The organism is Dorea sp. Marseille-P4042, from assembly GCF_900290215.1.
GTDB lineage: Bacteria > Bacillota > Clostridia > Lachnospirales > Lachnospiraceae > Dorea > Dorea formicigenerans.
Window position 1 is genome coordinate 898,207 of sequence record NZ_OLMI01000002.1, and the last position, 24,290, is coordinate 922,496.

Genomic DNA, 24,290 nt, shown 5'->3' on the forward strand with positions numbered 1-24,290 from the left:
AGCGGCGGTTGCTTTCGCATTCCGCCGCTGTGTTTACTATTCAAGACTCACCTAGATGTAAGCAAACTCTTCCATCTATTACTCTGCAAAAGTGATATTCCAGTAAATTGGGAATCTCAGGTACTGATAATTCTCAACTTTGCTGTTCATAGCTGTAATATTTGTGAAATGTCCGATAACACTTGCTGCACCATATTCATAAATGAATGACTGAAGATCTTCCCATGCAGCTTTTGCTTCTTCGTTAGAAGATGCTGAACGGATTGCTTTGATTCCGTCTGTTACTTCCGGACGATCCAGTCCTGCCCATCCTTTATCCAGTACTGATAACTGAATTGGAAGCATATTGTAGCTGTTACTTGTAATATACATACTAAACTGTTTCGGATCTGCACGGTGCTCCATGAATGTGCTGAAGTCGTAACTTTCAACTTCTGCATTGAATCCTGCTGCTTTTAACTGCTCCTGAACAACTAATGTTGCGTTGTACATCTCATTGTATTCTGGTGTTGTAACTAATACGATTTTTTCGTTGTTGTAGCTTGACTCAGAAAGAAGCTTTTTCGCTTTCTCTACATCGTTCTGATTGTAATATTCAGAGCCAGCCTCTGTTCCCCACTGAGCATCATCCGGATTACACCAACCTGCATTCAGCTTATAAAGATCAGCATCTCCATAACTTGCCATCAGAATATCATCACAGTTAAGTGCTGCAAGAGCTGCCTGACGTACTTTCTCATCAGCCATAACACCCTCTGTTGTATTCAGGAACAGGTTCAGTGTACCACCACTACGAACATCCATAGTCAGATTCTTGTCTGCTGCAAGATCTTTGTACTGATCTGCCGGGATATCCTCAGCAATGTCATACTGACCATTCTGTACACCTGCAATACGAGTCGCTGTATCTGTTACAATGTTAAATGTGATTGTGTCAGCCTGTGCATTTTTTGCTCCTGCAAGACCACTGGATTCTCCTTCAGCCGGCTGATAATCCTCATATTTTTCGAGTTTTACATACTGATCCTGCTTCCACTCTGCTACTTTGTACGGACCAGTTCCAATATATTCCTTTACACCCTCATCACTTGCTGAATCAACAACTGACTTTGGATAAATAGCTGCAAACTGAATCGGGCTTGCAAGAACCATGATGATATCAGAAGATGGCTCATTTACAGTAAGTTTCACTGTATAATCATCTACTTTTTCAAACACTGAACCGTCAATGAGTGTTTTAGCCTTTGGTGAAAGCTTCACCCAACGATTCATAGATGCTACTACATCATCTGCCTTCATCTCATCTCCGTTGTGGAATTTTACTCCCTGACGAAGTTTGATTGTGTACTCTTTTCCATCATCGCTCATCTCATAAGACTCTGCAAGTACTGGCTGCGGTTCATAATTCTCATCCATCTGGAACAGAGCTTCATAAATATGAATTCCAATTCCACCTGTAACATTAGCATTTACAGTGTGTGGATCAAGTGCAGGTGGATTTGCTGCAATTGCTGCATTAATCTCAAACTGCTTAGCTGTAGAATCTGCATTTCCAGATGTAGAACTGGATTTGCTGCCACCACAACCTGTTGCCATAGTTGCGATCATTGCGACACATAAAAGTGCGCTTACAATTTTCTTTTTCATTAAGTTCTCCTTTTCTTTTTCTCCAGTTGTATCACTGCTTTATTATGCAGTAATTATCAACGTTAACAAGTATACATTTAATGTTACCACAATTACTTTTCCATTGTCCAATCAAGAATTTAAATAAAAGGACAGCAAATATTAAACTATTCTATATATGTTCTTTAATTGATGTGTATATTCTGATTTTTCGTCCATTTTACGGGCTTTTCTAGGTATCTACTTCGCGTCCGGAATTTGTCTTCCGGTCACGTCCATATGGTAATTTTCTTTATAAATCAGTTGCGATATCGGCACTACCTGATAACCTTTTTCTTTCAATCCGTCCAGCAATGCATCCAGAGCATCTGCCGTATATTTCGCTCCATTGTGGCACAAGATAATCGAACCATTTCCAAGTGCCTTATGATTCAGCACCGTATTTAAAATACTATCAACCCCGTAGTCTTTCCAATCCAAACTATCCACGTCCCACTGAATCGGATAATATCCATTTTCCCTGGCATTTAAAACAACGGCGTCATCATAATCTCCATATGGCGGGCGAAACAACTGCATCTTGACTCCTGTCAACTCCTTCACTTTTTCATGAACACTCATTAACTCTTGCGTCTTCTCCTCATCGGAAAGCTGAGACATATTCTTATGATTCTGACTATGATTTCCAAGGTCATGGCCTGCCTCATAGATTGCTTTCACATCGTCAGGATAACTTTCGACCCACCCGCCAGTCATGAAAAATGTGACATGTACATCATGTTCCTTTAAAATGTCCAGGATTCTCTGGGTATCATCATTCCCCCATGCCGCATCAAATGAGAGCGCAACCTTCTTTTCATCAGTCTGGACACAGTAAATCGGAAGTTCTTTCCCATTGACATTGCTTGAAACCTTGACAATTCCTGATATGTACCTACATGAACCTATCAATGCTATTGCAATCACACATGTAAAAATCCCACGAGTCAACCATTTCTTATTCCATTTCTTTTGAATACGCTTGCAATTGATACTTATTTTCTCAAGTTTTATTAACTTTCTCATAAAAAAACTCCGGAACATCTGCCTTTATAACAGTATATGTTCCGGAGTAAATCATATATTCTTCTATAAGAATCTTTATTTTTTGATAAATTATATCCTTTTTAATCTTCTATTTAACTTGAAGCTGAATTTCTTTTCCTACTTCCTTTTTTACCCCTCTATCCGTTCTTACAATGATGGTTTCATGGGTTTCTGTTTCAACACAATATTGTCGGTAAAATCCTAAAAACTCTTCCTGCTTTACAATTCCTTTTACAGTACCATTATCCACAAATTCGAGTTCTTCTGGTCTACAACATATATGGTTTCCTCGCATATCGGTAAACTGATTCGATATTCCCAAGAAATCTCTTGCAAAATCATTTTGTGGATGCAAATACACTTCTTCCGGTCTTCCGATTTGGACAAGTTTACCCTGATCCATAATAGCAATCTTGTCACCAAGTACCATTGCTTCTTCTTGGTCATGGGTTACAAAAACCATTGTAATCTCATACTTTTTTTGAATTTCCCGAATTTCTTCACGCATCTTGACTCGAAGTTTCGCATCCAAATTACTAAGTGGCTCGTCTAAAAGAAGTACCTTCGGCTTTGTAATTAACGATCTGACTAATGCAACTCTTTGCTGTTGTCCACCAGATATTTCGCCAATTGAAAATCCTGCATATTCTTCCATATCCACGATTTTCAAATACTCCATCCCCATTTCTCTGGCTTTCTTTTTTTGAATTCCCTGAAATTTTAATCCATATATTACATTTTCCAAAACCGTCATATGCGGAAATAATGCATATGACTGGAAAACAGTTGATACTGGGCGCTTTTCTGGATCTAGTTCAGTAATATCATGTCCATCAATCAAAATCTGCCCCTTATCCGCCTTTAAGAAACCACTAATCATTTTAAGCGTTGTCGTCTTTCCACAACCTGATGCTCCTAACAAACATAACAGCTCTCCCTTAGGAAGCGAAAGTGATAAATCTTTTACTACTTCTTTTTCACCAAAACTTTTACTTACATTTTTCAGTTCTAAATACACGTTTTCTTCTTCCTTTCCAAGCAACAAGTATTGAAAATATCACATTTACAGTAATTGTAATAGCAATAATAAATGTTGCAATCATTGATGCTTCGCCATATCGCCCTGTATTAATACAGTCAAATAATGTAAATACAGCAATCTTTTGTCCTGGTGTCACCAGAAAGATTACAGCACCTGCCGTAACCATTGCACTTGTAAAATTATTAATAAATCCTGTTGCAAAAGCTTGTTTCATATTAGGAAGAATTACATCTTTCATCACCAAAAATTTGTTTGCCCCAAGATCTCTTGCTGCAGCATCAAGTTCTATGCTGATTTGTTGCAGTGAAGAAAACGAAGCCTTTGTTGTAATGGACATCTGCTTATAAATCATATTTAACACAACAATAGCTGCTGTTCCGGTAAACTTTAACGGACTATGATTGAATGCAAGAATATAACCAATTCCAAAGCAACTTCCCGGAAGCATATATGGTAATGTAATAATAAAATCTAGCACTCCTCCTAATTTTATTTTTCTTCTTTCAATATAGTAAGAAAGCAACATTCCAATCACACTTCCTACTATTGCAACAATCAACGCATATTCCACACTTCGTACAAAAGTGTCCATATCTCGTTCAAGCAATGCTTTTAAATACATGGTTGTAAATGTAATTTTGCCTCGCAGATTTCTACTGAAACTATTCAAGAAAATAGATCCATATTCCAGCGCCATCATAACAAAAAAGAAACCTGCTCCCAGCCATACAACAATTGCCGACATACCTCGTAGTCTGAAAGTATTTCCAGCCTCAATCGTCTTATTGCTATTTCCATCAATAACTTTTTCATTTTTCTTCATCAAATAACGGTATAATACAAATACAATAATTGTAGGAACAAGAAGCAATACATTAAGCGCAGCACTTTTGTCCAATCTAGAATAGCCAATGACCTGCATATATATTTCTGTTGAAACTGTTTCAAAGCGGCCTCCAATTACTACTGGAGTTCCAAAATCAGCAATTGAGCGGATAAAGGAAAGCAAATAACAACTTAAAAGTATTGGGCGCAACAACGGTACTACTATTCTCCATAAAGTGTAGCCAGATGATGCTCCTAAATCAAAAGATGCCCTGACCAATGACATGTCCATTTTCTTCAGCATTCCAAGAATCATAAGTGCATTTAATGAAGCAAAAAATAGAGTCTGCATAACAACAACCCCAAGCCAGCCATATGGATTCAATGACAAGCCTAAAATTCCTTTTGTAATCAATCCATTTCTTCCAAATAATTGAATGTATGCCAGCGATGCAATAAATGGCGGAGAGACCATACTAATCAATAAAATTGTCTCCAGGACTTTTCCCATTTTCTTTCCAGCTGCCCACACACAAATTGCTACAAGAAGTCCTGCAATCGTAGAAAAAAATGCTGATAAATTTCCGACAAATACACTATTTTTTACTAACACCAGATTATCACTGAAAATACTTTTATAAACTTCCGTTGAAAATCCTTCTGTTCCTGCGAAGCTCTGCTTCACCATACAAAGAAGCGGATAAAGAATAAATATCAATACTCCGGCTACCAGTATTGCCAATATAAAATAATCTAATATATTATAAAAATGGGCATCATATAATGATGCCCGTTTTTTTATAGGTTTTCTATTGTTCACCTTTATCTCCCATCAAAGTACTCCACTTGTCAAGAATTTCTGTTCTTTCTGATCCAAATAATGACAGATCCTCTTTCATAAGCTGGCTCTCGTCAAAATTCAGTTCCAGTCCCTTCAAGCTTGGTTTTACAAGAAGGCATGTATTATTCTTGTCAATACCAGCCATCATTTTCATGTTCTCATCATCAGAGAAGAACCACTCGATAAATGCTTTTGCTGCCTCTGTGTTCTCTGCATTTGCAAATGCTGCAACACCTTCTGGGACATATGGCATTCCATCTTCAGGATAGATAACATCAACATCTGCCTGTTCTTTTAACTCATCAAGTGTACCATTGATATATGTGATACCAATACCAACTTCTCCTGCTGCCGTCTTAGTACTTGGATCTGAACCACGTTTTGAATAATAATCTACATTCTTATTAAGTGCTTCAAAATACTTCCAACCTTCGTCCTGTCCTTTTGTCTGAAGAAGTGCATTTACTACTGCATAGTTTGTTCCTGAGATAGCCGGATTAGACATCAGTACCTCTCCCTGATACTCTTCCTTTGTGAGATCATCCCATGTCTTCGGAGCTTCCAGTCCTTTTTCTTTTAAAATATCATTGTTTACAATAAATCCTACTACAGTAACACCTTTAGAGAACCAGTAATTATCACTATCCTTAAAGTCTGGTGAAAGTTCATCTGCCGCATCAAAATCTACTTTTTCAAGAAGATTATTATCTTTTGCGTCCATAAATGCGTCAATTCCGCCACCAAACCAAAGGTCTGCTGCTGGCGTTCCACCTTCTGCTTTCAATTTTGATAATACCTCTCCGGAAGACATAGAAATAAATTCTACTTTAGGTCCAACTTCTTCAGTAAACTTATCAAATAATGGCTGATAAGCATCTCCAGTTGTAACAACTTTCAAAGTACCATCAAGCTTTTTGGTACTTTTTTCTTCTGTCTTAGTTTCTTTTTTTGTAGACTCTTCTTTTTTGTCTGAACTGCTGCAGGCAACCATACCAAATGTCATGGCTACTACAAGAAGAAGAGCTGCAAATTTCTTCATTCTTTTCATAATACTTTTTCCTCTTTCTTTTTTGTTGTATTTTTGAATATTTTAGCACTCATAATCAGCTTTTTCAAATTGCTTTTCTCGATAATCATCATATGCATATAGATATTTTATATATATATTTACTATTTTCAACCTACGAAAAAACTCCGGAACATCTGCCTTTATAACAGTATATGTTCCGGAGTAAATCATATATTCTACACTTATCTCTGAATATTTGATAAATTAATTGTAAGCTTGCCTTGATATATTCCTGCAGGTATATCTTCTGAAAATGTGTACTCCTGCATGGTATCTTCTTCAAAATTATATACAGTAATTCTATTTTTCAATGAATCTACAATCCAATATTCCCTAACCCCTGCGGTACGGTACTTAAACAACTTTATCATGTAATCCATTCTCTGACTGCTTGGCGATACAATTTCAATCACCCAGTCCGGTGCCCCATTGCACCCTTTATCGTCCAACTTATCCGGATTGCAAATCACAGATATATCCGGCTCTACATAATTCTTGTCATCTTCATTCAGAAAAACAGCAAACGGCGCTAAATATACACCGCAAGAGCCCTTATTACTATCAATATAATTATATATTGCTGTACTTAATGCTATTAATATTCTTTGATGAGCTGCTGACAGCGGTGCCATGTCATATATTTTTCCCTCAATCAGTTCTGCACGTTCTCCGGCTGGTAATGCATATATATCTTTTATTGTGTAAATGTCCTCTTTCAATAACGGCATATTGTATTGCTCCTTTCCTGTAAATCCTTATGTCATATTATAACATGTTATGTTTTAATTATCTATACTTTTAGTATAAATAAATATTAAATTATTATTACACATGCAATTAAAAATGCCTCTGGCAATCAATTCACCAAGAGGCATTTATCTGTCATATATTTTTCAATATCATTATTTATTTCTCAGCATTTTTGTATACTTCCATAGCTGCTGCCACACCTTCGCCTGTAGCAATCTTAACATGATTCTGAAGCATAACTGCTTCAAGAGCACCAAGAAGTATCAGAATATTTCTCTTCTGGCTTGAATATCCCATGTTACCAATTCTTAAAATCTTGCCGTCCAGTGGTCCGAATGATGTTGCAATTTCGATTCCGAACTCGTTGAGAAGTGTTCCACGGATTACCTTTCCGTCTACTCCTTCCGGAATATTGATTGCTGTTACAACCGGCATCTTGTGCTCGATATCTCCGAAAATGCTAAGACCCATTGCATTCAGACCAGCACACAGAGCCTTGTCATTAAGGCTGTGTCTTGCCCATCTTGCTTCCAGAGTCTCGTCCACGATACAGCGGAGTGCTTCATGTACTGCATACTGCATACTTGTAGCCTCTGTATGATGGTTCAGACGTCTTGGACTCCAGTAATCCTCAAGCTGTGCAAGATCCAGATAGTTGCTTGGGATTCCTGCAAGTGAACCATTTACATCATCTGCTGTACGGATTCCTTTCTCTACTTTCTTTCTCTTCTTAACAATCTCTTCAATCTGCTCATTGTATGTGATCAGTGCAGAACCTGAAGGTGCTGAAATACATTTCTGTGTACCGGAGATACATGCGGATAACTTCCAGTCGTCAACGTGTACTTCTGCTCCGCCAAGTGTTGCAACTGCATCTACAATCAGAAGTGCACCATATTTCTCACAGATTTCACCAATCTCTTTCAATGGCTGCATCATAGATGTAGAAGTCTCACCGTGGATAAATGCAACGGCTTTGTAGCTGTCTTTCTTTAATGCCTCTTCAATCTCTTCCGGCTCGAATACAGTTCCCCATTCTCTCTCAAGAAGTGTGATATCTGCTCCACATCTCTCCAGAATCTCTGCAAGCAGATATCCAAAACGTCCGAATGCAGGAATCAAAACTTTGTCTCCCGGACAGATTGCTCCTGTCAGAACTGTCTCAAGACCTCCTCTTGATGTGGTATCTACAAGATATGTCATTTTATTTTGTGTCTGGAACACATAGCGCTCCATCTCCATTGTCTCATTCATAAGTGCTGTAAATTCCGGATCGAACTGTCCGAGAATGTGTGCGCCCATTGCGCGAAGTACGCGAGGATCTGCTTCAACTGGTCCCGGTGTCATAAGTGTACGTGGTGATGGATTAATCTCTTTAAATTTCATGTCTGTCATCCTCTCTTTTCATGTGTTGTTTCTGTTATTTTTTCCTGTTTTTTTTTAGAAATCCATTGGAAAGATGCTTTTATACATTCTTCCGGAAGCATCTGATATTGGAAATTTTATTCCTGATATCGAAAAAAGAGGTGCAAAAAACCAATAAGCTTGTTCCACCATTGGATTTTTCAACCTCTTTTTAATGACATTATTATACCCACAAAATCCCTATATTTCAAGAGAAAATGCGATTTTGATAGTTAAAATCCAAAACCGCATTTTAAAATTTAAAGTTACTTTATATCCAATTCCACCGGGCAATGATCTGATCCCATAATATCTGTCAGTATCTTCGCGTCTTCCAGTCTGTCTTTCAGACTCTCGGATACACAGAAATAGTCAATTCTCCAACCTGCATTCTTGGCTCTTGCACTAAATCTGTAAGACCACCAGGAGTAGATACCTGTCTGCTCCGGATAAAAATACCGGAATGTATCTACAAATCCGGCATTCAGAAGCTCTGTGAATTTCTGACGCTCTTCATCGGTAAATCCGGCATTTTTCCGATTCGTCTTTGGATTCTTCAGATCAATCTCTGTGTGCGCTACATTCAGATCACCGCAGAAAATAACCGGTTTTGTCTCTTCCAGCTTTTTCAAGTATGTAAGAAAATCTTCCTCCCATTTCATACGATAATCCAGTCTTGCAAGCTCGCTCTGGGAGTTTGGTGTATACACGGTAATAAAGTAAAAATCTTCAAATTCCAATGTGATCACACGCCCTTCCTGGTCGTGCTCCTCGATTCCAAGTCCGTAGCTTACGCTGATTGGTTCCTGCTTGGTAAATATTGCTGTCCCCGAATAACCTTTTTTCTTCGCATAATTCCAGTACTGATGATATCCCGGTGTGTCCAGTTCAAGCTGTCCTTCCTGCATCTTCGTCTCCTGAATGCAGAAAATGTCTGCGTCCGTCTCCTGAAAAAAATCCATAAATCCTTTTCCGGCACATGCACGGATACCATTTACATTCCATGATATAAATTTCATTTTAGTCTCCTGTGTTCTTGTCTTCTATTTTTTTCTTCCATTTTCAAAATTGACAGTAACGGCATTAGTAATACACTTTTCTTAAAAACAGACCCCTTGCCGGTGCCAGAAATCCTGCCAGGCTTCTGTCTTCTGCTGCAATGACGACCGGAATCATAGAGGCTTCACGCTCTCCTGTTCCGACCTCCAGAAGTGTGCCTGTCATAATCCGGACCATATGATACATAAACCCGGTTCCATAATAAGTAATACGGAGCTTTTCTCCATTACTTACAATTTTAATGTTGGTAACCCTGCGGACTGGATCCTTATTCTCACTGTCATCCGTAAAGCTTGTAAAATTCTTCGGTCCGATCATATAATCTGCTGCCTCGCGCATTGCTTCGATATCCAGCTTATGTGGATAATGATAGCAATATCTTCTGGAAAATACATCTGGTTTTTCTCTGCAGTCAATATAATATTCGTACTTCTTGCCTTTTGCACTTTTTCTCGCATGGAACCCATTTTTCATCAGTTCCACTTTCATGATCCGGATATCTTCCGGTAAATATCTGTTAATGGAATCCTTCAATTCCTTTACATCGTAAAGCTTGGAGAGCTGTACGCTTGCAACCTGTCCACGTGCGTGAACCCCTGCGTCAGTTCTCCCGGAGCCATCTACACGGACTCTGTATCCGACCAGTTTTCCAATGCTCCACTCTAATATATGCTGAATTGTATTATCTGTCGTCGCCTGTCTCTGCCACCCCTGATAGCGGGTGCCATCATAAGAAATTGTTAATTTGTATGTTCTCATTTTTCTTCCTTATCTAATATCTTCTTTAGCTCGTCCATAAAAGTATTCACATCTTTAAATTCACGGTATACAGATGCAAATCTTACATATGCTACTTCATCCAGGTCTTTCAGTTCGTCCATGACAAGTTCGCCGACCACACTGCTCGGAATTTCCTTTTCTTCCAGACTGAATACCTTTGTCTCTATATTGTTCACCGCCTGCTGGATCTTCTCTGTCGGCACCGGACGCTTATAGCATGCCCGGATAATTCCGTTTTCAATCTTCTGACGGCTGTACTGTTCTCTGTTGTTATCTTTTTTTATAATTATAAGAGGGATTGTCTCTATCTTTTCATAAGTTGTAAAACGCTTCCCACATATATCGCAGGCACGTCTTCTTCGAATGGAGCTTCCGTCCTCTGCAGGTCTGGAATCAATTACTTTTGTGTCAGGATTTCCACAATATGGACATTTCATATTCTTTTGCGCTCCTTTTCCTAATCTTTCCTTATTAGTATATCTTGTGGCGTACGAGAAGTCAAACCACTATTACTCCCATTTCCCGGACTTTTTCTTAAATTTTTCTTATTTTTTCTCATGCATTTCTACCAGTATGACATCTGGTCCGATTTTGCAAATGCATTTGTAAGGAATGATATATTCGGAGCCGTCACAGAAGAAGTTACAGAACTTTGATGTCTTTGGAATAATGATTGCTTCGATCTGTCCACATTTTTCGTCAAAGACAAAATCTACAATGTAGCCTAATTTTTTACCGTCACAGGCGTTGATGACTTCTTTTCCTTGAAAATCGTTCAGGCGCATATTCATCCTCCACATATATTTTTATTCAAGAATGCCTCGGCATTCTTGCTGCGAGGTGCGCGTCATGCAATTGCATGACATACTTCTACTGCGCACCTCTGCAATCCTGCCGGAGGCTATATCAGCTGGGGGATTGACTCCCACCACTGATACCAGCTTGTTTCTCACCACCTATAGGTGGGAGCCATCTCCCAGCTAATATAATATATGCAGTAAGAATGTCGAGGTCCTTCATGGATTTATGCATTGTTTTTTCTTCAAGAATCACTTAAAATCTTGCCAATTTTAACCCACTCATGTATGATTAAAGGTAGAATACTTTTAGCAGGAGGCTATACTATGAAGAAACGAGTTGTTGTCGCTCTGGGACACCGGGCACTTGGAACAACATTGCCGGAACAGTTAGAGGCAGTGAAAAAATCAGCGAAAGTAATTGCCGATCTTATCCAGAACGGATATCAGGTAGCTATTACACACAGTAATGCACCTCAGGTCGGAATGATACATACCGCATTGAATGAGTTTGCAAAGCAGCATGAAGATTATACAGCAGCACCTATGTGTATCTGTTCAGCCATGAGTCAGGGATATATCGGTTATGATCTCCAGAACAGCATTCGCGAAGAGCTTTTAGACCGCGGGATTTTCCGCACAGTCAGTACCGTTCTTACCAGTGTTGTTGTGGATCCTTATGATGAGGCATTCTATACACCAACCAAAGTTCTCGGCCGTTATCTGAATGCAGAAGAAGCTAATCTGGAGCGGAAAAAGGGAAATTATATCGTGGAAGAGCCGGGAAAGGGATTCCGTCGAATCGTATCTGCACCGAATCCAGTCAGCATTGTCGAGATTGATGCGATCAAAGCCCTGTTAGATGCAGATCAGGTTGTTATCGCATGTGGCGGTGGGGGAATTCCGGTACTTGAGCAGGACAATCATCTTAAAGGAGCCAGCGCTGTTATTGAAAAAGATCTGACTGCCGGTAAGATGGCAGAAGAGACAGATGCTGATATGTTGATCATTCTGACAAGTGTTGAGAAAGTTAAGATCCATATGGGACGTGCCGATGAAAAAGACCTTGGCGAAATTACAGTCGATCAGGCTAAAAAATATATGGAAGAAGGACATTTTGGAGTTTACAACATGCTCCCGAAATTCAATGCTTCCGTAAACTTTGTAGAAGGCAGAGAAGGCAGAAGTGCACTCATCACTTCTTACGATAAATTAAACGAGGCGCTGGAAGGAAAGACCGGAACAGTGATTCGTTAGATTTCATCCTGAATTTAAAAATGTTTTAAAAGAAAAGTATGGTTGATAACAAAAATCTCTCTCCATTGTTATCAACCATACTTTTTGTCTATTCCTTTAATCCATATCCTGGGATTCCATCATTTCGAGACGTTCCACTGCCTCTGCAATGTTCATCTGTTCAATGGCCTTTTTTTCTTCAATCCTCATAAGTTCCAGACGCTTTACACGCTTGTCCAGTTCATTTTCTGTCAGATAATGATACACACTTTTGGGAACAAACTGTTTCCACTCCTGATCTGTGGCGATAAGCTCTCGTACTTTTGATCCAGTAATTCCTTTCTCTTCTTCCGTTTTTCTCCAAAGAATATTCACATCCAGGTCAAGGCTTCGTAAAATCTTGTACTTTTCCTCATCCCAGTCATCAAACATTCCTACATAGTATACTGCTTCTTTTGGTGTATACTGTGCGATATACTCCGGCATGCTGATCGGGAATGGAATAAAATCATACTCTTTCGCAGGCACATTAAATTCTTCCATTGCACCACGGATCATTTCACACCGCTCAAAATAGGTCAATGGATTCCCTGCTTTCGTTCCTCTGTTCTCATCATGCACCGTATCCCGCGTGTGAGCTCCATCCGGATTCGTGATTCCAATATATAATTTGTCGCAGTGCATCTTTGCTGCAAGAATATACTCCATATGTTTCAGGTGAAGCACCTGAAATCTTCCATTTACAATTCCCGTTCTTGTCATTTGTATACCCGTTTCCTTTTTATTTCCCAATTAAATGTAATACTTCTTCTTTACTGATCAGTCCAAGCTGCTTTCCTGTCACTTCTCCGTTTTCAAATACAACAAGCATCGGAATGGACACAACCTTATACTGTCTTGCAAGATCCATGCACTGGTCTACGTCCACTTTGCAAATCTTTACGTCATCTACTTCTGCTGCCACTTCTTCAATAACCGGTCCCAGCATCTGACATGGTCCGCACCAGCCGGCCCAGAAATCAACCAGTACCTTTCCTTCTGCTTTCAATACTTCTTGTTCAAATGTATCTCCTGTTACATGTACAACTGCCATATATGCTTACCTTCCTTTCATCTATTCATTATCTGCACAGATTCATTTTTTATAACTGCATCTTTGTGCAGCCTGTCTGTACTATATTTTCTCTGACTTCATCTTAACGGCAGACACTTACTCTGTCAAGGTATTCCCCGACCATTCGAAATTCATCTTCGTAAATACAGTTCGGCATCGCGCCGTCATGAACTTTCTGCCTGCACTCCTCGTAATCCATCCAGCGAACCGCTTCCACTTCTTCTTTCAGCTCGCGAATGGCTGACTCAAAAAAGCTCCATTGGCTTTCCATTCAACACTGCTGACACCAGTGTATCATGACCATCATAGACAAGCTTCAGTGAGAAGAATGGCTCTTCATCTGCAAGAAGCCGTAAAAATATCCGGTCGCCTTCCCAGATATTTAGTTTCAACACGTCCTCTTTTTTCACCCATTCCAGTTCACCTTCATCGCATGCTATGGATTTTCCTTCGAATTCATCAGCAGTAAACAGATGCATATACTCTGTCACACCATTTCCGGATACAAATGTCACAATCCCACGGAACCGATAAGAAGTCAACGTATATCCTGTCTCCTCTTTCACTTCACGAAGCACACACTCTTCCGGACTTTCATCTGCTTCAAAATGTCCGCCCACACCAATCCATTTATCCTTATTCACATCATTTTTCTTCACTGTACGGTGAAGCATTAGATATTGCCCATCTTTTTCTATATAACATAAAGTACTAAGTGATGTCATTATTGGTTTCCGTTACTGAAAACTTATAAAAAGTTATAAACTCCCATGTTTCATTCCTACTTCAACGAGTATGCTTTTGATGATATAAATATCTATCTACTCACAAGTTCTTGTACTCTCCATAGGCGTAAATTCCGAACTAACGTATCCGTACATATTTGCATTAACGTTTCAGTGTTAGCTTGCAAATCGTTCTCCATAGGCCTTAAGATTTATAGATGCCTGGAAATCTCTGTCAATCATATTCCCACATTCACATCTATAAACCCTGTCAGATAACTTCAAATCTTTTTTGATGTTTCCACAGCAGCTGCAAAGCTTTGATGATGGATAAAACCGTTCAGCCATAATAAGCTGGATCCCTTTATCATTGCATTTGTATTCAAGCTGTTTTCTAAACCCAAAAAATCCTTGTCCCTGTACTGCTTTGGATAAATGTCTATTTTTCATCATTCCACTGACATTCAGATCTTCAATACAAATAAATCTTGGCTTTCGATTTACGATCTCAGATATGGTCTGATTCAAATAGTTTTTACGGATGTTTGTTAATCTGTAATTTCGTTTTAATAAAAGTTTTTCCTTTTTGATTACATTATTTGTTTTACAGTAACTTTCCCCTTTCTTATTTTTCTCGTAAGAACGAGAGATACTACGCTGTAATCTGCGTTTCTGTTTTTCTAGTTTCTTTACTTTCTGACTCTTATTGATGTTCTTATACTTAACGGCATCAGAGCAGACAGCTAAGTCTTTAATTCCTAAGTCTATGCCAACTCCATCATCATTAAGTGTTTCCTTGCAGTCAGGAAATTCTACACATACACTGATCCACCAGTTCAATCCATCAAAGGATATTCTCGGATTCATATATTTAACATCTGTTGGAATACGTCCATGTTCTGCAAGTCTTACCCAATTCATTTTTTGCTTATTTGCTTTCCTGCTGGAAGAAAAGCCTTCAAACTTAACGTGGGTATTACTGAATTGTATCTTAACGTTGTCCTGATAGAACTTCGGCATTGATCTCTTTTTAGACTTGAATCTTGGGAATTTTTGCAAGCCCTTGAAAAAGTTCTTATACGCAGTACAGGCATCTTTGATTGCCTGTTTGGTTACATTATTTGAAATATTTAATAACCATGCGTATTCCTCAGAATGTCTGAGCTTTGTAAATTCTTTTCTGAGTTCTGAATCTGAAATGAATTTGCCACCTTTTTCATAATTTTCTTTTTCCCTGGCCAAAGCCCAGTTATAAGCAAATCTTGAAGCACCTGCGTACTGAAACATCTTAGTTTTCTGTACGTTGTTTGGTATCAGCATTACTTTTATGGCTTTTACCATCTGTTTCCTCCTGTATCAATTCCCGGATAAGTTTCTTAGCTTTGTTCGCTCGTTTTCCTTGTAATTTGCAGCTGAATACTGTGATTATTTGAACCAGATCTTCAACAAGTTCCTGCTGTTCCGATTTTTCAGTATTATCAATAATCTCAATCTCACAATTATAAAGTGAAGCGATATATTCTATCAACTCAAAACCAAATCGCAATAGCCTGTCTTTATATAAAACAACAACCTTTTCAACTTGATTTTGAGAGATTCGTCTAATCAATTCCTGAAGTCCTTTTTTCTTATAATTAATCCCAGAACCGATATCGCTTATTATCTCAAACGGCTGTCCTTTTGCCAAAAGATATGTCTTAACATTATCAATCTGTTGTTCCAAATCATCATTTTGTTTATGGCTGGAAACGCGACAATATCCAATTGTAATGCGATTTTTAGGCTTTACATTTATTACTTGGCTGAGTTGCTCATCGGAATAATATCTATAGCCACTTACTGTAGTATGATGCGGATGAAGTTTTCCATTGGCATCCCAATTTCGTAATGTCTGAGCAGATACGCCTATAATTTTTGAAAATTCATGTATAGAATAATATTTACTCAAAGTATCAACTCCTTTCAATAATATTCTACTCTAATATCTTATAAAGCTCAACACCAACTTATATAATTTTATAATTTATATTTAACTGTTAACAACCTCTTTTCTTATAAATAATGGCTGATAAATAACGTAATTCACTGGATTTCCATTACACTGAAAAATGTGCTATACTAGCACTAATCGCCAGATTACTTTTTATTATAGACATTATATGGGAGAAATGCAATGAATCGAAATATCGATTATATTATAGATGAAGACAGTGCCGGCCTTAGAGTTGAGCAATTCTTACGCCGGAAGCGCTACTCGGGGCAGAATCTGTCGGAGATTAAAAGAATGCCGAAAAGTATCCTTGTAAATGGGGTACATTATTATATGCGTCAGGAACTTTCTACAGGAGACCATCTGCAAGTGCGGATCTGTGAGACACAAAATTCTGAGAAAATCCCACCGACGAAACTTCCACTCGATATCGTTTATGAAGATGAAGATCTTCTTGTGCTGAACAAGCCTGCCGGCATGCCGATTCACCCGTCTTTAAATAATTACACAAACTCTATAGCAAATGCTCTGGCTTACTACTTTCAGTCTCAGGGAAAACCTTTCATTTTCCGGTGCTGTAACCGTCTGGACCGGGATACTTCGGGACTTACCATTGTTTCCAAGCATCTGGTCAGTGGCAGTATTCTCTCGGACATGACAAAATACCGGGAAGTCCACCGGGAATATCTCGCGATTGCACGAGGTTCTGTCACACCTTCCGAAGGAACCATCCAGGCTCCGCTCGGGCGCAAGGAAGGAACCATCATCGAACGGACCGTAGACTGGGAACATGGAGAAGATGCAGTCACCCATTATAAAGTGGTAAAAGAAGCAAATGGGCACAGCCTTGTCTCTCTTCGTCTTGAGACCGGCCGCACCCACCAGATCCGTATTCATATGAAATATCTCGGTTATCCACTGATTGGTGACTACCTGTACAACCCAGACATGGAGTACATGACACGTCAAGCTCTGCACTCCCACCACATGGAATTCACCCACCCGATTACCGGAGAACATATGAGTTTCACTGCACCGCTGCCAGAAGATATGGCGCGGGTTATGCAGGAATAATTCAAGAATTTTATCAGAAATATTTCTTCAACTCATTTTGACGATTTTCACAATTTGTGATCATTACATTTTCAATGCTCTTTTCTTTTAACAAGGAGCGGATCTTCTCGGCCCGCTCCTTGCGGATTTCATCGTCACATTTATTCAGAACGACACAATATTTCCGGTCTTCCACGCCTTTTCGTGCACCTTGCACTGATGAAAGGATTTTTGCAATATCCTCTTCTGCTATCAGATGTTTATAACTCGTATTTAAAAACTGAACTGCAAGGTCTTTTCGAAAGCAGACTTCTTCTAATGGCTTCCCTAATGCGTCCATTCCCACAACCGCAATGACATCTGTACACTCCGGAATAATGACTGGTTCTTTCTCAATTGGCACCTTACAGGGAAGATGCTTTGCTCCGTCCGCTTCAATTAGTACAACCTCCGCTTCCTGCAGAACTTCCTGTAAAAATGAACCATCTGGCATACGCATCTTTTTCACAGATTTCTTATTTTCCATCTGATTTACTGATGCCTGATCTCCTGCTGCAAGATTCTTATTACTTTCACAATCTGTACCGATGACCGCAATCTGGTCAGATTTCCAGAGACTTCTCACTTCTTCAATATTCCACGCACGGATTTCTTCTGGAGGGATCTGCAAATGTGTACTTGTCGTCACAATTACTTTTTTCCCTTCTTCTCTGAAAATTTCAGCCAGCGCATACATGGTCGTTGTCTTGCCACCACCGCCGACCAGCGAAATAACTCTTCTTTCTCTCTTAGCCAATTTTTCATCTCCTCGCGTTTTTCTAGTTCACCTTTTACAAGTCTTCTCCCGTTTCAGTCGATGCTGGCTATAGCAGATGCGCTTCCACCCACGCCAGTATATCCTCGTAAACCACCTGCCGGTCCAGCTCGTTTAATATCTCATGGCGGTCTTTCTCATAAAGCTTAAGGGACACATCTTTAATTCCACATTCCCGATACGTTTTTGCAACATTTTCCACACTTTTTCCGAAGTTTCCAACGGGATCGTCTGATCCTGCCACCAGATACAACGGCAAATCTTTCGGGATCTTTTCAATATTCTCTTTTTTCTGTGCATACTCAATGCCACAGAACATATGATAATATGCATTGACTGTAAAGCGGAACGTACACCATGGATTCGCCAGATAGGCGTCCACCTCTTTTTCATCACGCGTCAGCCAGTCCTTATCTGTTCTGGCAGGCTCAAACCGTTTATTATATCCACCAAATGCCATGTTATCCACAAATGTACTCCGGTAATCATCACCTTTAAATGCGGCAATGACTTTGCACAGTAATTTTCCAAAAAATAATGCGGCTCCAGGCTGTGCTCCGGTTCCCATGACTATGACTCCAAAAAGCCCAGGTCCGTACATTTCCATATACTGACGGATCAGGAAAGACCCCATACTATGCCCAAGCATAAAATACGGCTTATCCGGATATTTTTTCTGCGTTATTTCCCGAAGTTTGTGAATGTCACCGATTACATATTCATTTCCATTCGTTTTATGAAAATATCCATGATATTCTTCATTTTGCACAGATTTTCCATGTCCCAGATGGTCATGTCCGACCACGTAAATTCCATGTTCGTTCAGATATTTTGCAAATGCATCATATCGGTCGATAAATTCGACCATACCATGACATAACTGCATAACCGCATGGATCTCCCCCTCCGGCTCCCATTCGATTGCATGAATCTGTGTCACTCCGTCCCGCGACGGATATTGAAATTCCCGCTTCATAATCTAGTCCTCCGCCCACTCGAATGCGCGACCGACTGCTTTCTTCCAGCCTTTTAACAAATGTTGTCTCTTTTCGTCTGTCATGTCTGCATGGAATGTTCGGGACAGTGCCCAGTTTGCGCGCACGTCCTCTACATCTTCCCAGTAACCCACTGCAATTCCTGCAAGATATGCCGCTCCGAGAGCTGTTGTCTCCACACACTGTGGTCTGAGCACATCAACACCAAGAATGTCGGCCTGGAACTGCATCAGAAAATTATTATTTGATGCACCACCATCTACTTTGAGCGTCCGGATCTGTACACCAGATTCTTCTTCCATCACTTTCAAAATGTCATTGGTCTGGTACGCCATAGATTCCAGTGCCGCCCGGATAAAATGTTCTTTTTTGCAGCCTCTTGTGATGCCCACGACCGTACCTCTTGCATATGGATCCCAGTACGGCGCTCCGATTCCGGTAAATGCCGGAACAAGGTAAACGCCTGCAGTATCTTCGACCGCAGTTGCATAACGCTCCGTATCTGCCGCTTTGCGGATCATACGCATCTCATCACGCAGCCACTGGATCGCCGCTCCTGCCACAAAAATACTTCCTTCTAATGCATACTGGACGGTTCCGTCTGCGCTGGCTGCAATAGTCGTAAGCAGTCCATTTTCTGAAGTCACAGCCTTTTCTCCTGTATTCATAAGCAGGAAACAGCCGGTTCCATATGTATTCTTCACTTCTCCGGCATCAAAACAGCACTGGCCGAACAATGCTGACTGCTGGTCACCTGCTGCCCCGGCGATTGGAATACTCTCGCCAAACATACCGACTTCTGTATATCCGAAAATTCCACTGGATGGTTTTACTTTTGGCAGCATGTTCTTTGGAATCTTGAAATAATCCAGAATCTTCTGATCCCAGTCTAATTTATGAATATCGAACATCATCGTTCTGGAGGCATTGGTGTAGTCTGTCGCATGTACTTCCCCACGGGTCAGATTCCAGATCAACCATGTATCAATTGTTCCAAAAGCAAGGTCTCCATTTTCTGCCTGCTTTCTGGCTCCCTCTACATGCTCTAAGATCCATGCCACCTTTGACGCTGAAAAATATGCATCAGGTATCAGTCCTGTCGTCTCTTTCACATAGTCCGTCAGACCATCTTCTTTTAATTGATCGATCCGTTCTGCAGTTCTGCGGCACTGCCACACGATTGCATTGTAAATCGGCATACCCGTCTCACGGTTCCACACAACCGTCGTCTCTCTCTGATTCGTAATTCCAATGGACGCAATCTCATCAGCACTTGCACCGATTTTACTGATTGCTTCGGTCGCAACAGATAACTGAGAGGCCCAAATCTCCATCGGATCATGCTCGACCCAGCCCGGTTTTGGATAAATCTGCTCAAACTCTTTTTGAGCTACACTGCAAATATTTCCTTTTTTGTCAAATAAAATACATCTGGAACTGGTTGTCCCCTGATCCAGAGCCATTACATATTTTTTCATACACGTTCTCCCATCTTCTTTGTCGCGATCACCGGTACATTTGTCCCCACAATATCCTGCACAATTATCTGCCCCATTTCCACTGGCGCTTCTACGACAACATGTTTTAATTCTCGCACGCATTCTAATACTTTCGCCTTAGGAATATCCGTCTTCGTGCGCACCGGAAGCATGCGCCCGTCACTCATTTTCACCGTACTTGTCACGGTACGCTCCGGACTTACCAGTTCCTTTCTGGCATAAGCATCTCCGCGCTTGCAAGTATTTCCTGTAACACTTATAACCTCTCCACGTTCCAATACTGCACATAATTCACATCCAAGAGGGCAGCCGATACAGATTAGTTTCTTCTCCTCCATAGTCTATCCCTCCTTCACCGTGATGATAAGCTGTTGTAAATCCGGATATTTTAAAAGTTCTTCCCTGCCAAGCAGAATCTCTTCCATCTCCCCAGGTGCTACGACTGGACGTTTCTTTGTCTTAATCCGTTTCTCGCTATTCTCTTCATTACAGTATACATCGACTGCACAGTTTTTTACAACTTTTCCGACACGAAACCGCACTTTCAATTTATCCGGCATCTTGGACAAATGAATGGCAGATGGAACGGTATAGCGGACACAGCCAAGAGAAATGAGTGGAATCACTGGATCATTATTATCATTCATCTTGGAAGCCTTACCTATATCCGAATCACTATACTGACTCTCTTGGTCTATGCCAGGATTACTGCTTTGATTCTCTTGTAAAATGTATCTCGCCGCACATGTTCCTGCTCTGTCCGCTTCCTCTGATACAAAATCCACAAGATCATGAACATGAAGCACATTTCCACAGGCAAATACTCCCGGCACATTTGTCTCCAGACTCTCGTCTACAACCGGTCCGCTGGTCACTGGATTTAATTTCACGCCCAGTTCCCGTGACAATTCATTTTCCGGGATCAATCCACAGGATAACAACAGCGTATCACATGCATATTCTTCTTCCGTTCCCGGAATTGGCTTTCCTTTCTCATCGACCTTGGCAAGCGTAATTCCTGTCACCCGTTCTTTTCCATGAATATCAACGACTGTATGGCTTAACTTCAGTGGAATATCATAGTCATTCAGACACTGCACAATATTTCTCTTTAGTCCACCGGAATAAGGCATCAGTTCCGCAACTACTTTTACATGTGCCCCTTCCAGTGTCATACGTCTTGCCATGATCAGTCCAATATCACCGGAACCAAGAATTACAACCTCGCGCCCTGGAAGATATCCTTCCATATTTACAAGTCTTTGTGCCGTTCCGGCACTGTAGATTCCAGCCGGGCGATATCCCGGAATATTAAGCGCTCCTCTTGGACGCTCCCGGCAACCCATGGCAAGTATTACTGCCTTTGCCTGAATCTGAATGATACCTTCCGTACGACTAACCATAGTGATAATTTTATCTGTATATTTCTTCTTGCTATATTTATCTTGATCTGCTTCTGAATATTTTTCTTTGTTATATTCACACTGATCTGCTTGAAGACTACTCTTATACTGGCTCATGCTTTGAATGCTCAGCACCATGCTATCGATCACATATGGAATCCCGGCGTCTTTTACCTGCTCAATATAACGTCCTGCATATTCCGGTCCAGTCAGCTCTTCTTTAAATGTGTGAAGTCCGAAACCATTGTGAATACACTGGTTTAGAATTCCACCAAGTTCTTTGTCTCTTTCTACGATTAAAATGTCCTTTATTCCCTGCTTTCTTGCTCCAAGCGCTGCTGCAAGTCCTGCAGGACCGCCTCCGATAATGACTAAATCACAAGTTTTCATTCCTGCACCTCCCTACAGCCTGTCCTTATTTGTTCCTACAATGATTCGGGAATCCGGATTATTTTTACAGATTTCTTCCAACGGAATTCCACACTCTCTGGACAGTATCTCCATAATCCTCGGTGTACAGAAACCTCCCTGGCATCGTCCCATGCCTGCCCGGGCTCTTCGCTTTACTCCATCCAGCGTCCGCGCTCCAAGCGGTCTTCGGATTGCATCCAGAATCTCTCCCTCAGTCACGGTTTCACAGCGACAGATGACCTGTCCATACGCTGGATTTTTCTGAATCAGTTCCTTTTGTTCTTCCAGACTTAGTTCTGCAAAATGTACGATTCCTTTACGCGTCTCTATGAAATTTTCTTTTTCCTGTAATCTGCCTGAACTTTTTTGTTTATCAGCTACTTCGAAGCTTCTTAAATTCCCCGAATCTCCTGGATTTATTTGCCGATCTGTATCTTCCATCATTTTTTTTACTAAATCACAGACATACACTCCGATTGCCGGGGCACTGGTAAGTCCTGGTGATTCGATTCCAGCCACATCGATAAATCCTGGCACATCAGTTAATTCTTCTATCTGGAAATCTCCACCATCTTCATGTGCACGAAGTCCTGCAAATGATGTGATGACCTGGCGTGTCGGAATGCCTTTTACGGATTTCGCAGAATCATTTAACACCTTATCAAGCCCTGCTCTCGTCGTCGCATCATCTTCTTTATCTGGAACATCATCGGCAGTTGGCCCGATCATCAGATTGCCATGTATGGTCGGAGTTACAAGAACACCTTTCCCCATTTCCCCTGGCACTTGAAAAATAGTATGACTGACCAGAGTTCCCGCATTTTTATCAAGGAGACAATATTCTCCCCTTCGCGGTGTAATGTGAAGTTTCTTCTCACTGACCATGTTGTGGATTTCGTCCGCATAAACTCCGGCAGCATTGATTACATAGTTTGAATATAATGTTCCCTGATTTGTAATGACTTCAAATCCACTTACTTGATGGCATCTCTGTATATCCTGCACACACGTTCCAAATTGGAACTTTACACCATTGATTGCTGCATTTTCTGCATAAGCAATATTCATAAGAAATGGACAGACAATTCCTCCGGTTGGTGCATAAAGCGCCGCATACACAGAATCTGCAAGTGCCGGTTCCAGTTCAAGTGCCTCTTCCCTTGTCAGGATTCTTAACCCTTCCACTCCATTTTCTTTGCCTCGCTCTTTCAGTTCTTCTAGTTTTGAAAGTTCTTCCTCGTTCTGGCAGACAACTAGTGAACCATTTCTTTTAAACGGAAAATCCAGCTTTTTTGCCATCTCTTCCATCATAAGATTTCCCTGAACATTCAGTTTCGCTTTCAATGTATCTGGCTTTGCATCATGTCCTGCATGAACAATTCCACTGTTCGCCTTACTCGTCCCCTCACAGACATCACTTTCCTTATCCAGCACACAGATTTTCAAATCATAACGTGATAATTCCCGTGCCACAGCACAACCTGAAACACCCGCACCGATAATGATGATGTCATATTTCAAATCCGACATACCACGACCTCCTTGTTACATATTTCATCTCGTATGTGATTTTGTCTTTTTTGTACACACTAATCATAACTTTATTGTAACGGATTCTGAATTGCGCGACAACACACAATGAACGAGAATTGTATTCTTTTGATATAATTCTAATTCGCGCGAGTGCACACCCTGCCGGAGACTTCTTGTATAATAGGAAATGCGACTTTCTATGTACAAAAAAAGTGACTGGTTCATACCAATCACTTCT

25 protein-coding genes are annotated in these 24,290 nt (G+C 40.4%); 2 read left to right on the forward strand and 23 right to left on the reverse strand.

The features are described from left to right. Positions 1-78: 78 nt before the first annotated feature. The 11 genes from C7E02_RS09820 to C7E02_RS09870 all read right to left on the reverse strand — a co-directional run bounded on the left by C7E02_RS09820 (position 79) and on the right by C7E02_RS09870 (position 11,267). Complete coding sequence (locus tag C7E02_RS09820) at positions 79-1,647, reverse strand: ABC transporter substrate-binding protein (protein ID WP_029731555.1); 1,569 nt, start codon at positions 1,645-1,647, stop codon at positions 79-81. Between the two features lie 219 nt (positions 1,648-1,866). Then, positions 1,867-2,691 (reverse strand): polysaccharide deacetylase family protein, encoded by an 825-nt coding sequence (locus tag C7E02_RS09825; RefSeq protein ID WP_105309452.1) that lies wholly within the window; start codon positions 2,689-2,691, stop codon positions 1,867-1,869. Between the two features lie 109 nt (positions 2,692-2,800). Next, complete coding sequence (locus C7E02_RS09830; RefSeq protein WP_105309453.1) at positions 2,801-3,730, reverse strand: ABC transporter ATP-binding protein; 930 nt, start codon at positions 3,728-3,730, stop codon at positions 2,801-2,803. Beyond that, positions 3,702-5,399, reverse strand: coding sequence for an ABC transporter permease (locus C7E02_RS09835; RefSeq protein WP_005341002.1), 1,698 nt, complete (start codon positions 5,397-5,399; stop codon positions 3,702-3,704). Before C7E02_RS09835 ends, C7E02_RS09830 begins: the two co-directional genes overlap by 29 nt. After that, positions 5,389-6,468, reverse strand: a complete 1,080-nt coding sequence (locus C7E02_RS09840; protein WP_005341003.1) for an ABC transporter substrate-binding protein — start codon at positions 6,466-6,468, stop codon at positions 5,389-5,391. The genes C7E02_RS09835 and C7E02_RS09840 overlap by 11 nt, the downstream gene beginning before the upstream one ends. A 203-nt stretch (positions 6,469-6,671) precedes the next feature. Continuing rightward, positions 6,672-7,217, reverse strand: a complete 546-nt coding sequence (locus C7E02_RS09845) for a Uma2 family endonuclease (RefSeq protein WP_105309454.1) — start codon at positions 7,215-7,217, stop codon at positions 6,672-6,674. Between the two features lie 178 nt (positions 7,218-7,395). Beyond that, positions 7,396-8,625, reverse strand: a complete 1,230-nt coding sequence (locus tag C7E02_RS09850; RefSeq protein ID WP_005341008.1) for a pyridoxal-phosphate-dependent aminotransferase family protein — start codon at positions 8,623-8,625, stop codon at positions 7,396-7,398. A 284-nt stretch (positions 8,626-8,909) separates the two neighbouring features. Next, entirely contained in the window at positions 8,910-9,662 is a 753-nt protein-coding gene (locus C7E02_RS09855; protein ID WP_005330547.1) for an exodeoxyribonuclease III, read from the reverse strand. A gap of 64 nt (positions 9,663-9,726) precedes the next feature. Further along, the gene (gene truA, locus C7E02_RS09860) at positions 9,727-10,461 is read right to left on the reverse strand and encodes a tRNA pseudouridine(38-40) synthase TruA (RefSeq protein WP_005330545.1); all 735 of its coding nucleotides are present in this window, start codon (positions 10,459-10,461) and stop codon (positions 9,727-9,729) included. Then, positions 10,458-10,919 carry a transcriptional regulator NrdR gene (gene nrdR, locus C7E02_RS09865; protein WP_005330544.1) on the reverse strand — a complete coding sequence of 154 codons (462 nt, stop codon included), beginning with the start codon at positions 10,917-10,919 and terminating at the stop codon, positions 10,458-10,460. Before nrdR ends, truA begins: the two co-directional genes overlap by 4 nt. Before the next feature lie 108 nt (positions 10,920-11,027). Further along, positions 11,028-11,267: a YlmC/YmxH family sporulation protein gene (locus tag C7E02_RS09870; protein WP_022278453.1), complete on the reverse strand. Its 240-nt coding sequence runs from the start codon at positions 11,265-11,267 to the stop codon at positions 11,028-11,030. Between the two features lie 339 nt (positions 11,268-11,606). On the opposite strand from C7E02_RS09870, the gene arcC reads away from it, so the two are divergent. Continuing rightward, a complete protein-coding gene (gene arcC, locus C7E02_RS09875) occupies positions 11,607-12,536 on the forward strand; it encodes a carbamate kinase (RefSeq protein ID WP_022278332.1) in 930 nt (309 codons plus the stop codon). 96 nt (positions 12,537-12,632) lie between these two features. On the opposite strand, the gene C7E02_RS09880 is transcribed toward arcC, so the two are convergent. The 6 genes from C7E02_RS09880 to C7E02_RS09905 form a co-directional block, all read right to left on the reverse strand. Continuing rightward, positions 12,633-13,277 (reverse strand): nicotinate-nucleotide adenylyltransferase, encoded by a 645-nt coding sequence (locus C7E02_RS09880; protein WP_105309455.1) that lies wholly within the window; start codon positions 13,275-13,277, stop codon positions 12,633-12,635. Positions 13,278-13,296: 19 nt separating this feature from the next. Further along, positions 13,297-13,608, reverse strand: a complete 312-nt coding sequence (gene trxA / locus C7E02_RS09885) for a thioredoxin (RefSeq protein WP_005330538.1) — start codon at positions 13,606-13,608, stop codon at positions 13,297-13,299. Between the two features lie 103 nt (positions 13,609-13,711). Beyond that, a complete protein-coding gene (locus C7E02_RS09890) occupies positions 13,712-13,900 on the reverse strand; it encodes a hypothetical protein (RefSeq protein WP_105309456.1) in 189 nt (62 codons plus the stop codon). Further along, positions 13,875-14,354, reverse strand: coding sequence for an NUDIX hydrolase (locus C7E02_RS09895; protein WP_005341014.1), 480 nt, complete (start codon positions 14,352-14,354; stop codon positions 13,875-13,877). The genes C7E02_RS09890 and C7E02_RS09895 overlap by 26 nt, the downstream gene beginning before the upstream one ends. 177 nt (positions 14,355-14,531) lie before the next feature. Beyond that, the gene (locus tag C7E02_RS09900; protein WP_105309457.1) at positions 14,532-15,695 is read right to left on the reverse strand and encodes an RNA-guided endonuclease InsQ/TnpB family protein; all 1,164 of its coding nucleotides are present in this window, start codon (positions 15,693-15,695) and stop codon (positions 14,532-14,534) included. After that, positions 15,643-16,302, reverse strand: a complete 660-nt coding sequence (locus tag C7E02_RS09905) for an IS607 family transposase (protein WP_105309458.1) — start codon at positions 16,300-16,302, stop codon at positions 15,643-15,645. The genes C7E02_RS09900 and C7E02_RS09905 overlap by 53 nt, the downstream gene beginning before the upstream one ends. 225 nt (positions 16,303-16,527) lie before the next feature. On the opposite strand from C7E02_RS09905, the gene C7E02_RS09910 reads away from it, so the two are divergent. Further along, positions 16,528-17,418 (forward strand): RluA family pseudouridine synthase, encoded by an 891-nt coding sequence (locus tag C7E02_RS09910; protein ID WP_105309459.1) that lies wholly within the window; start codon positions 16,528-16,530, stop codon positions 17,416-17,418. 13 nt (positions 17,419-17,431) lie between these two features. On the opposite strand, the gene yqeC is transcribed toward C7E02_RS09910, so the two are convergent. From yqeC to C7E02_RS09940, 6 genes are all read right to left on the reverse strand, one after another. Further along, positions 17,432-18,193 (reverse strand): selenium cofactor biosynthesis protein YqeC, encoded by a 762-nt coding sequence (yqeC, locus tag C7E02_RS09915; RefSeq protein ID WP_105309460.1) that lies wholly within the window; start codon positions 18,191-18,193, stop codon positions 17,432-17,434. A gap of 67 nt (positions 18,194-18,260) precedes the next feature. Then, entirely contained in the window at positions 18,261-19,187 is a 927-nt protein-coding gene (locus C7E02_RS09920; protein ID WP_005341020.1) for an alpha/beta fold hydrolase, read from the reverse strand. A 3-nt stretch (positions 19,188-19,190) separates the two neighbouring features. Then, a complete protein-coding gene (gene glpK, locus C7E02_RS09925; RefSeq protein ID WP_105309462.1) occupies positions 19,191-20,684 on the reverse strand; it encodes a glycerol kinase GlpK in 1,494 nt (497 codons plus the stop codon). After that, on the reverse strand, positions 20,681-21,043 hold the full coding sequence (locus tag C7E02_RS09930; protein WP_105309463.1) for a DUF1667 domain-containing protein: 363 nt from the start codon (positions 21,041-21,043) through the stop codon (positions 20,681-20,683). Before C7E02_RS09930 ends, glpK begins: the two co-directional genes overlap by 4 nt. Positions 21,044-21,046: 3 nt before the next feature. After that, positions 21,047-22,498 carry an NAD(P)/FAD-dependent oxidoreductase gene (locus tag C7E02_RS09935; protein ID WP_105309464.1) on the reverse strand — a complete coding sequence of 484 codons (1,452 nt, stop codon included), beginning with the start codon at positions 22,496-22,498 and terminating at the stop codon, positions 21,047-21,049. A 12-nt stretch (positions 22,499-22,510) separates the two neighbouring features. Further along, positions 22,511-24,049 carry an NAD(P)/FAD-dependent oxidoreductase gene (locus tag C7E02_RS09940; RefSeq protein ID WP_105309465.1) on the reverse strand — a complete coding sequence of 513 codons (1,539 nt, stop codon included), beginning with the start codon at positions 24,047-24,049 and terminating at the stop codon, positions 22,511-22,513. Positions 24,050-24,290 lie beyond the last annotated feature (241 nt).

Bases quoted from the DNA above. Each gene is read 5' to 3' on its own strand.
- C7E02_RS09935 (WP_105309464.1), bottom strand. From the start codon at position 22,498: ATGAAAACTTGTGATTTAGTCATTATCGGAGGCGGTCCTGCAGGACTT.
- C7E02_RS09845 (WP_105309454.1), bottom strand. From the start codon at position 7,217: ATGCCGTTATTGAAAGAGGACATTTACACAATAAAAGATATATATGCA.
- trxA (WP_005330538.1), bottom strand. From the start codon at position 13,608: ATGGCAGTTGTACATGTAACAGGAGATACATTTGAACAAGAAGTATTG.
- C7E02_RS09840 (WP_005341003.1), bottom strand. From the start codon at position 6,468: ATGAAAAGAATGAAGAAATTTGCAGCTCTTCTTCTTGTAGTAGCCATG.
- truA (WP_005330545.1), bottom strand. From the start codon at position 10,461: ATGAGAACATACAAATTAACAATTTCTTATGATGGCACCCGCTATCAG.
- C7E02_RS09930 (WP_105309463.1), bottom strand. From the start codon at position 21,043: ATGGAGGAGAAGAAACTAATCTGTATCGGCTGCCCTCTTGGATGTGAA.
- C7E02_RS09850 (WP_005341008.1), bottom strand. From the start codon at position 8,625: ATGAAATTTAAAGAGATTAATCCATCACCACGTACACTTATGACACCG.
- C7E02_RS09820 (WP_029731555.1), bottom strand. From the start codon at position 1,647: ATGAAAAAGAAAATTGTAAGCGCACTTTTATGTGTCGCAATGATCGCA.
- C7E02_RS09855 (WP_005330547.1), bottom strand. From the start codon at position 9,662: ATGAAATTTATATCATGGAATGTAAATGGTATCCGTGCATGTGCCGGA.
- arcC (WP_022278332.1), top strand. From the start codon at position 11,607: ATGAAGAAACGAGTTGTTGTCGCTCTGGGACACCGGGCACTTGGAACA.
- C7E02_RS09940 (WP_105309465.1), bottom strand. From the start codon at position 24,049: ATGTCGGATTTGAAATATGACATCATCATTATCGGTGCGGGTGTTTCA.
- C7E02_RS09920 (WP_005341020.1), bottom strand. From the start codon at position 19,187: ATGAAGCGGGAATTTCAATATCCGTCGCGGGACGGAGTGACACAGATT.
- nrdR (WP_005330544.1), bottom strand. From the start codon at position 10,919: ATGAAATGTCCATATTGTGGAAATCCTGACACAAAAGTAATTGATTCC.
- C7E02_RS09825 (WP_105309452.1), bottom strand. From the start codon at position 2,691: ATGAGAAAGTTAATAAAACTTGAGAAAATAAGTATCAATTGCAAGCGT.
- C7E02_RS09895 (WP_005341014.1), bottom strand. From the start codon at position 14,354: ATGACATCACTTAGTACTTTATGTTATATAGAAAAAGATGGGCAATAT.
- C7E02_RS09870 (WP_022278453.1), bottom strand. From the start codon at position 11,267: ATGCGCCTGAACGATTTTCAAGGAAAAGAAGTCATCAACGCCTGTGAC.
- C7E02_RS09880 (WP_105309455.1), bottom strand. From the start codon at position 13,277: ATGACAAGAACGGGAATTGTAAATGGAAGATTTCAGGTGCTTCACCTG.
- C7E02_RS09890 (WP_105309456.1), bottom strand. From the start codon at position 13,900: ATGGAAAGCCAATGGAGCTTTTTTGAGTCAGCCATTCGCGAGCTGAAA.
- C7E02_RS09910 (WP_105309459.1), top strand. From the start codon at position 16,528: ATGAATCGAAATATCGATTATATTATAGATGAAGACAGTGCCGGCCTT.
- glpK (WP_105309462.1), bottom strand. From the start codon at position 20,684: ATGAAAAAATATGTAATGGCTCTGGATCAGGGGACAACCAGTTCCAGA.
- C7E02_RS09900 (WP_105309457.1), bottom strand. From the start codon at position 15,695: ATGGTAAAAGCCATAAAAGTAATGCTGATACCAAACAACGTACAGAAA.